The 8,712-nt window shown below is 59.8% G+C and carries 8 protein-coding genes and 1 pseudogene; 4 read left to right on the forward strand and 5 right to left on the reverse strand.

All coding sequences use genetic code 11. The annotated features are described in order from the left end of the window. Positions 1-100: 100 nt before the first annotated feature. Both ACH2EH_RS21710 and ACH2EH_RS21715 read right to left on the reverse strand, forming a co-directional pair. Positions 101-1,063, reverse strand: a complete 963-nt coding sequence (locus ACH2EH_RS21710) for a hypothetical protein (RefSeq protein ID WP_395145021.1) — start codon at positions 1,061-1,063, stop codon at positions 101-103. After that, positions 1,060-2,793 (reverse strand): hypothetical protein, encoded by a 1,734-nt coding sequence (locus ACH2EH_RS21715; RefSeq protein WP_395145022.1) that lies wholly within the window; start codon positions 2,791-2,793, stop codon positions 1,060-1,062. The genes ACH2EH_RS21710 and ACH2EH_RS21715 overlap by 4 nt, the downstream gene beginning before the upstream one ends. A gap of 79 nt (positions 2,794-2,872) precedes the next feature. Between ACH2EH_RS21715 and cdaA the strand changes: the two genes are divergently transcribed. The 4 genes from cdaA to ACH2EH_RS21735 are packed head-to-tail and all read left to right on the forward strand — an operon-like array spanning position 2,873 to position 7,073. Beyond that, positions 2,873-3,769 (forward strand): diadenylate cyclase CdaA, encoded by an 897-nt coding sequence (cdaA, locus tag ACH2EH_RS21720; RefSeq protein ID WP_395145024.1) that lies wholly within the window; start codon positions 2,873-2,875, stop codon positions 3,767-3,769. Next, positions 3,766-4,743 carry a YbbR-like domain-containing protein gene (locus ACH2EH_RS21725; protein WP_395145026.1) on the forward strand — a complete coding sequence of 326 codons (978 nt, stop codon included), beginning with the start codon at positions 3,766-3,768 and terminating at the stop codon, positions 4,741-4,743. Before cdaA ends, ACH2EH_RS21725 begins: the two co-directional genes overlap by 4 nt. 7 nt (positions 4,744-4,750) lie before the next feature. After that, positions 4,751-6,058: a phosphoglucosamine mutase gene (glmM, locus tag ACH2EH_RS21730; RefSeq protein ID WP_395145028.1), complete on the forward strand. Its 1,308-nt coding sequence runs from the start codon at positions 4,751-4,753 to the stop codon at positions 6,056-6,058. A gap of 10 nt (positions 6,059-6,068) precedes the next feature. Next, a complete protein-coding gene (locus ACH2EH_RS21735) occupies positions 6,069-7,073 on the forward strand; it encodes a tyrosine-type recombinase/integrase (protein ID WP_395145029.1) in 1,005 nt (334 codons plus the stop codon). Here ACH2EH_RS21735 and ACH2EH_RS21740 read toward each other — a convergent pair. From ACH2EH_RS21740 to ACH2EH_RS21750, 3 genes and pseudogenes are all read right to left on the reverse strand, one after another. After that, positions 7,060-7,452, reverse strand: a complete 393-nt coding sequence (locus ACH2EH_RS21740) for a hypothetical protein (RefSeq protein WP_395145031.1) — start codon at positions 7,450-7,452, stop codon at positions 7,060-7,062. The two genes, ACH2EH_RS21735 and ACH2EH_RS21740, sit on opposite strands and share 14 nt — an antisense overlap. Before the next feature lie 163 nt (positions 7,453-7,615). Beyond that, on the reverse strand, positions 7,616-8,161 hold the full coding sequence (locus ACH2EH_RS21745; protein WP_395145032.1) for a GNAT family N-acetyltransferase: 546 nt from the start codon (positions 8,159-8,161) through the stop codon (positions 7,616-7,618). Positions 8,162-8,164: 3 nt separating this feature from the next. Beyond that, positions 8,165-8,712, reverse strand: a pseudogene (locus ACH2EH_RS21750) (carbamoyl-phosphate synthase large chain); the annotation flags it as partial.

The raw sequence follows: 8,712 nt of genomic DNA on the forward strand, positions 1-8,712 counted from the left end.
CCACTCGGGTTCCTGATGGCGGTACTCAAGGGGGAGCTGCCCTGGACTTTCGGCTACCTGCTCCTCAGCAACGACCTAATCTGGTGGATTCCGTTTGGATTTATTCTCCTCGGAACCGTCCGGAGCTACCGACGAGGGGGAGTGTCACCGGGGTAAGGGTCGGCTGGTTGTAGAGCCGTCTGCGTCCGTGGTAGATCGTCAGGCCCTTGTCGCCGTCCTCGTAGGCATCGGTGGGATGCGCCGGGTCATCCCACACAATAGTCGTGTTGTAGAAGCCCTGGAGACAAAAGCTGGAGAGTCCCAGAAAATTATCGGGGGTGATGGTGAGCACGTCGCCTTCGACGCTCGCACCCACCAGCCGCTCACGGATCAGCGTATCCCACGCTGGGCAGTCGTCGCGCGGTGCATCGAAGTTAGCCTCATCAAAGCTGGCACGCGGGTCGGTTCCCTCGCCGGTTGGCGCGATCCCGCGCCAACGAAGTGCCTGACAGTGGGCAAAGAGCCGGGTTAGCCAGGGATCGGGACAGTCAAAGAGAAGCGTATTGCTTGCGCACCAGTGCTCGAAGTGCTGCACATGCGCGGCGGCGGGGCGGCTCTCAAAGAACCAGCGGGTGGCATTTTTAAACGCCGCCTCTTCCGTGGCCGCCACCGACAGGGTGAAGTTGCGCGCAATGCAGGCATCGGCGGGCAGGTGAACCAGGAGATCATCGAGTGGGGGTGTGCAGCGGTGTACCCAGCCCGCCTCGCTCAGCCCGTTTTTGAGGCTCCAGCGGGGCGCAAGCTCGACAAATACCGTATCCGAGGAGGGGTTTCGGATCAGCAGTGTAGCGACTAGTGTGCCGTCCTGCGCCATGAAGCTATCCTGCACGAGCTGCAGCTCCGAAAACTCCGCACGTCCGTACAGGCTGCTGTGGCTGGGCCGCCAGTGCCCGTCGGCAGGGAGAACGGCCTCGTGGTTATCGGTGAGAATTTCGAGTGTGAGTGTGTCGGTACCCCACTTGTCTTGGTGGAGAGGGCGGCGCAAAAGATTATCAAGGCCGAAGTAGCGTGGATCAAGGATCATGGCTGAGTATAGCTCGGGGCGTGCACAAAGCGCTTTTGTTCTAGCGTTTGGGTGAGCTGAGTGGCGGGCGGGAGCGTGATCGTCAGGCGCTGGCCGTGGCCGATGAACTCATGCTCGCCGAACTGTCCGGCTTGCAAGGTCACGCGCCGGGGGTGGAGCGGGTCGGTGTTGACGAGCGTGACGGTTACACTTTGAGCGGTGAGCTTGGAGACCAGCGCGGCGACGCCTTGGGGGAGCCCGGGGCGCTTTTGCCCGGCGTCGAAGTAGCGCAGACGGGTGTGCAGGAGACCGCCGTGGTAGATCACCTGCGGGCCGCCGCAGGCAAGCTGGAGGAGCGCTTCGGTGTGCACCGGGTTGATGTCCTGCCAGTGGTGGACATCCCAGGTCTCCGGGTCGCCGTCGTCGGTTGCCATCACCGCGAGCCGCCGGGTGACTTCAGCGAACTGCGCATCGAGGATCTGTGTCGGGTAGTCGGGTAGGTCGCCCTGAAGATAGCAGTGCCACGGCGCGATATGGATGGAGTCGCCCTTACCTCGGCCAGGCGCCACTTCGCGCCAGCTTGTCGTGCGCTCGGGGAAGAGCGTGAGGCGGTCAAAGTCGCGCTGCTCCATCGAAAAATACGCGAGCTGGAGTGCAAACTCTGGGGCGAGCGGGCGATAGGCCGTCCAGCCCGCGTCCGTGTGCCGGTGTGGGATGAGTAAGACGCCGTTTTCTTCCCGGCCCAGCTCGACCATTTTATCTAGCTGGCCGCGCGGAATGTCCAAGTACGACAGATCGCCCGTGAGCATGGCGGCGTTCATGGCGGCGATCACCAGCGGCTGAAGCAGGCTCATCACCCCGTGCGGCCAGCGCCAGCCGTAGTAGCCGCCCCACCACTTGCCCTCCATTCGCCCACCGATCACGCCGTGCTCATCCACGTTGTCTGGGCAGAGGCCGCCGTTACGGGCAATGCGCTCACTCCAGGCTTCAAGATAGTCACAGACCCAGCGTTTGTAGCTTTCGTCGCCGGTGTAGCAGAAGGCGTGGGTGGCGAGGCTCGTGGCCGTGAGGTTCAGCGGCACATCGCCGGTCATCATGCGCTGGTTGAGCAGGGGGAGGATTTTTCCATAGACCTCGTCATCGCTCCAGTTTGCGAGTGGCCCGGGCACTCCGGGGATGTCATCGAAGGGGGGCGGGTAGTTGTCTAGTACTTCCCGGTGCGTCTCCCAGTCTACCCAGCTATTCTCAAAGCGTGGCCCCTTGCTGCCTGTGATCGGGGAACGGATGAGCTTATGTGTCGCGTCCCAGTTGGTACCCTCGGTGTAGAGCTTAGCAAAACGCAGCGCCCGTGCTTTCTCAACGGGGTGGCCGGGGTGACACAGCCCGAAATAATACAAAAACAGATTGGACTCGCCGTGGTGCATCCAGTCGTAGTAGGCATCGAACTCCTGCCAGACCTGCCCGTAAGCCGCGAACTGCCGTGTGACTGCGTCCCAGAGAAAGCGTGAGCGCTCGAACAGATCCTCCGCACCGCCCAGTGCATAGAACAAAGGCCAGTTGTGAAAACTCTCGTAACCGTCGTCGCTACCGTCCATGCCCGGCCACTCCTGCCGCCAAATGAGAGTGCCATCGGCGCGGCAGTAGCGGCTCTGGAAAGCGGGGATCGCCTCATCCATCATGGCCATTACGTGGCGCATTCGTAGCGCCCAGTCGGGTGGCGCACCTGTATTGGTGGCAAGTAGCTCGCTCATGAGCATATTTTACCGCCCCGATGAACTTTACTTCCCCGATGAACGGGTCGAATCCGTCGGGTATACTGGTAGCTGTCCCATGTCTGCCTTGTTTGCCAGCCTCCGCTCCTTTGACTTCAAGTCGCTCGCACTGGCCGCTCTGGATATAGTCGTTGTTGCCTATATTCTCTACCGGTTGATCCTGCTGGCTAAGGGCCGTCGTGCCTGGCAGATTCTTATCGGCATCGGTGTCTTCTTTCTCTTGCTGCTGCTCTCCGACTGGCTGGAGCTTGTCACTCTCAACTGGCTTCTGCGCTCGGTGACGCCGTTAGGGCCGGTGGCTATTGTGATCTTACTGTATCCGGAGCTACGCGAGGTCTTAGAGCGGCTGGGGCGCTTAGACTTCTGGGGGGCGCCGCTGAGTGCGGCACGTCAGGAGAATATTACGGAGACGGTTGAGGCGATCGTGACTGCCGCGACCCTGCTCTCCGCGCGCAAGACGGGGGTGCTCATTGTTTTGGCGCGGGAGACGGGCCTCGACGATGTGATTGCAACAGGCACCGTACTGGATGCGGGAGTCACGCCGGAGCTTTTGACGACGATTTTCTACTCCGGGACGGCTCTTCACGACGGCGCGGTGATCTTGCGAAATGGGCGTATAGTGGCGGCGGGCTGCACGCTTCCGCTCTCTGATGCGCCTAACATCGCCACCAATGTCCACATGCGCCACCGCGCCGCCATGGGGGTATCGGAGAACTCGGATGCCGTGGTCGTGATTGTCTCCGAGGAAACGGGGACAATCTCTCTGTCAATTGGCGGCAAGCTAGACCGGGGTCTCAAGCCAGAGCTCCTGCGGGAGAAGCTCTTAACAGCCTTTGGGAAAGGCGTCAAGAAAGCGCTACCACGTCTCAGCCTGACGCGACGGGGCAAAGAAACAAGTGAGGCCAAAGAAACAAGTGAGGCCAAAGAAGCAGGCAAGGAGACGTCCGCGCCATGATGGCTTTTCTTCGCCGCAACTGGGAGTACAAGCTTCTTTCCCTTGTTCTGTCCGTTTTGCTCTATTTTATTGCCAGTACTCAGCGAAACCGTAGCCTCAGTAGCACGCAGAGTGTTCAGCCCGAAGTAATCGGACTCCCCCTGGAGCTGGTGGTCAAGACCCCGCCCCCACCGGGGCAGGTGACACTCACCGGGCCGCCCGAGGAGCTGGATCGGGTGCGTAAGGAAGGCATTAAGGTCACCGTGAGTGCTGCGGGCGCACGCGCCGGCAAGAATTTCCTGCCCGTTACCTATGTTCTGCCACGTGAGGCGCGGGGGCGTGTTGCACTGGAGGCACCACCCACTTTAGAGGTGGAACTGGAGGCGCGGGTAACACGTAGCATTCCCGTTCGGGTGCTCTTTCAAAACCAGCCCCCCCCTGGTTTTGAGTACGCCCCCCCCTCGTCTCTTCCCGCCAAAGTGGAAGTCTCAGGGCCTGTCTCTGAAGTCGCACGGGTGGATCGGGTGGTGGCACTACTGGACAACACGGACTCGGGCGAAGCGCTCAGCCGTGAAGTCCCCGTCGTGGCCCAGGATACAAACCAGCAAGTCGTTTCCAGCGTGAGGCTACAGCCCACCCAGGTGCGGGCCACTTTAACGCTTCGGCAGGCTCCCGCAACCAAGACTCTCGTACTCTCTGGGGTGTTTTCGGGTGCACCTGCGCCGGGTACCCACTTAACCGCCTATACCTTCTCTCCCAGCACCGTGGTCGTGCGGGGGGAACCTGCACTGCTAAGTGCGCTTTCGTCGCTGAAGGTCTCCGTGAGTGTCGCGGGATTGGCTAAAAATGAGACGCGCCGGATTGTTCTGGCACCCCCTGTGGGCATTAGCCTGCTAGGGCAGCGTGTCGCACAGCTAACCCTCACGGTGGATGCGCCTCCCGCCGCCTCCCCAACACTAAAACCATCCCCAACACCAAAACCAGCGGGAGACTAGAACAACTATGGCACTGAAGTTCGGAACGGACGGCGTTCGTGGTATAGCAAACACGGAGCTCACCCCGGAGTTCGCGTTGGCACTGGGCCGCGCGGCAGCGCAGGCTCTGGGCGGGGGACGCTTTGTGATCGGGCGAGATCCGCGCCGCTCCGGCGACTTACTGGAGGCGGCACTGACTGCCGGGCTGCTCTCCCAGGGCGCCGACGTGCTCTCGCTGGGAGTTGTGCCCACACCAGGGGTCTCGTTTGTGGCGCGTACCACGGGAGCGAGTGCGGGAGTCGTGATCTCTGCATCGCACAATCCCATGCAGGACAATGGCATCAAGTTCTTCGGTTCCGATGGCAAGAAGCTCCCCGATGCTACGGAGTCTGCGATTCAAGCCGCTCTCGCGAATGATTTTGACCGGCCCGCAGGCTCGGGTGTCGGGCGACTCACCCACAGTAGCGATCCCATTGCGGCCTACGCGAATTTCCTAAGCGGCACGCTCGGTGAGACGACACTCGCGGGTCTGAAGCTGGTGATAGACGGTGCCAACGGTGCGGCAAGCTATCTTGCCAAACCCTTGCTAGAGCGTCTTGGTGCCGAAGTGATCGCAACGCACTGCGAGCCCGATGGACTTAACATCAATGCGCACTGCGGCTCGACACACCCGGAAGCGCTGGCCGCGCGCACGAAGTCCGAGAATGCCGACGCGGGCTTGGCCTTTGATGGCGACGCCGACCGGGTGATTCTCGCGGATCGCTACGGACGCATCTTCGACGGCGATAGAATTCTTCTGACGGGCGCGCTCTGGTGGAAACTCGACCGCGTGGTGGGAACCGTGATGAGCAACATGGGGCTGGAGCTGGCGCTGCAGGCTGCTCAGGTGCGGCTGGAGCGCGCCAATGTCGGAGATCGCTATGTCGCGGAACTTCTGGTACAGACTCGTGCACGGCTTGGCGGCGAACAGTCGGGTCATATACTCTTTCCTGAGCTCTCTCCGGCGGGCGATGGCCTTCTCACCGCACTCCAGATCTTAAAAATCGTGAAAGACTCCGGGCGCGATCTGTCAGTCTGGTACGACAACATGACTACGCTGCCTCAAAAGCTCGTCAATGTTGCCGTGAAAGAGCGCGACGGTTGGGAGAGCGACTCTGCTATCTCCGCTGCAATTACCGATACGGCAAGATCACTCGAAGGTCGCGGTCGGCTCTTGGTACGCGCTTCAGGCACCGAAAAATTAATTCGGGTGATGGCCGAAGCCCCCACCGAGACCGAGGTCGCCGCTGTCTGCGAGCGCGTTGCAAGCGCGATCCGCGAGGTTCGTGGTGCGTGAGATCGCCCCCATGAACGGGGGCGTCTTATTGTCGTCGCAGGCTCCGACACAAAGGCCGCAAGCGGCCATGGGCGGCACGCCCTTCGTGTCCGAGGCACGAGGACAACAAGACGCCCCCGTTTATGGGGGCGATTTATTAGCCCTCTTTCTGGAAAGCCATAGCCCCACCACAATGACGGCGTACCGGCGTGACCTAGAAGACTTCGCCGCGTTTTGTGAAACCTCTACAGAACTTGCCATTGCGGACTTACTGGCGCTCCCGGCGGGCGAGGCGAACCGGCGGGCGCTGGCCTACCGAACGCATCTGCGGCAACGGAAGCTCTCCCCGGCCACGATCAATCGGCGACTGGCGGCGCTACGCTCGCTGAGCAAGCTCGCACGCCTCCTCGGGCAGACAGGCTGGGTACTCGAAGTGACCAATCTCGCCAGCGAGGCGTATCGGGATACCCGTGGTCCCGGTAGAGAAAATGTCCAGAAAATGCTAGCGCTCGCCGAGCAGAGCCCACGCGATCACGCGATCTTGCGCCTCCTCTATGACTTAGGGCTGCGCCGAGCGGAAGTCTGCTCGCTGGATGTCGCTGATTTCGAGACCACACGGCTCTGGGTTTTGGGCAAAGGACGCTTGGAGCGCAGCCCACTAGAGCTGCCACTTCCCACGCGCCAGGCGCTCACGGACTGGCTGGCCGTGCGGGGCAGTGCCCCCGGCGCACTCTTTACCAATCAAGACCGAAGCAACAAAGGCGATGGGCGGCTCTCAGGGCGCAGTGTCCATCGCATTGTCGCCAAGTACGCCGAGCCACTGGGAGTCTCTGCGCGGCCCCATGGTCTGCGTCATACGGCAATTACTGAGGCGTGTAAAGCGGCGACAGCGGCAGGAATCGGGATCGAGGAAGTGCTGGACTTCTCCCGCCACAAAAGCCTCGCCGTCCTCATGCGCTACCGTGACCGTGAGCGCAACGTCCAGGGGACACTGGCGGCGCTTGTGGCGGGTGCAGAGGGTGCTACGCTACCTTAACAGCAGCAACGGCACGATCCACGATCCAGAGTGCCTGCACTAGGGCATCACTATCAGCCTTTGTCACTTCAAAATCATCCGTTGACTCTGGACGGAGAGCGCGTCGTAGAATCGGCCCCACGGCTCGGAGAGTTTCGTTATCGTCGTTGGTGAGTGGAGAGAATGCATCGGTAGAGTAGACAGCACGATGCATTGCCACAGTTTCCAGGAGGCTTGCAATAGGATCATAGGGGTCTATAGTTATGTCCTTTGGAAGCGCTTGTTTCACAGCGGCGTCTGCAATAAGCAACTCTGTGCTAGAGCAAAGAAAGGGATGGACAGCACGAACAAAGCCACGACGCCAACGTGAGGCGTCTTCGTCATGTTCGTGTTGGGTCATTTGAGTTTGCCAGAAAACATACTCGGCGAGATGCTTCTGGTATAGATTGTTTACACGGCGGACTCGCAGAATCGCCAAATCACGACGTGAGGCATAAGGAGCCGGGTCTTCGATTCCATCCCAGCTCTCCAACTCTGTCTTTATCTTTTCTAGTAGTTCGGGGTTACTCATTGAAATTTTCCAGGAAGTGTGTAGCCTGACTTGCCCTCATTTCGAAGTAGTCCAAATCATCGTACCGAGGGTCTTCGCCTAAGTCTATCATACCCCACTTGAGATAAAATCCCCGCGCCTGAGGGAGCGAATGGAGTCCCATTCTGCCCTGCCAACCGCGTGATAAACTCTCCTGGATGGCCTGGTAGATCAGCAGCGTCCCACTACGTTTAAAGCGAGAATCATTCCCCTGATTCCAGGGGGCAGTTGCCAGATAATCTACATAGACTAGAGGTAGGTTATCCTCATGACTCATTTTGTCAAACAAAAGGAACATCAAGGCTTGAATCTCGTTTTTACACTCTAGCCCAAAAATCAGCGTTTCGGGAGAGCGATGTCGGTATTTTGATTTCCAGTCCCAGTGACTATGTTCAAATCCCACAAGGTTATGCGCATCCCAGCTTTGATCAATAGATGTCATCTGTTGATCAGTCACAATCTGAAGCACATGAGCCTCGGCTAAGCTTTGGGTTGCGGTTTCGTAGAGCCAGAGCGGCATGGCTTACTCGTTTTTCAGATACTCATCTACCGTACGCACGCCCATCTCTTCGCCTCGGTTGTAGGCCTCTAGCGCGGTGAGAAGAGCACGGGCCGTATCCAGGCTGGTGAGACAGGGCACGGAGCGCTCCACACTGGCGCGGCGGATAAGTGCGCCCTCCTGCTCGATCCGTCGGTCTTTGCTAATCGTGTTGATAAGTAGGCCGATCTCGCCGCTGTAGATCAAGTCAATCAGATCAGGCTTACCCTCGCTAATTTTATTGACAGTGGTTGCCGCGACGCCGTTTTCGGCAAGATACTTAGCAGTGCCCGCCGTGGCGTAGATCTGAAAACCCTGTGCCACAAAGTCCTTGAGGAGCGGCAGCGCTTCGGCCTTGTCGGTGTCGGCGAGGGTGGCAAGCACGGCCTTCTTCAGCGGCAGGTTGATGCCACTGGCAACGAGCGCTTTGAAAAGCGCGCGGGGATAGTCTAAGTCTTGACCCAAAATCTCTCCTGTGGACTTCATCTCGGGGCCGAGGGTGTTGTCCACCCCGACCAGCTTCTGGAACGAGA

The sequence above is a fragment of the Armatimonas sp. genome (assembly GCF_043760365.1).
Lineage (GTDB): Bacteria > Armatimonadota > Armatimonadia > Armatimonadales > Armatimonadaceae > Armatimonas.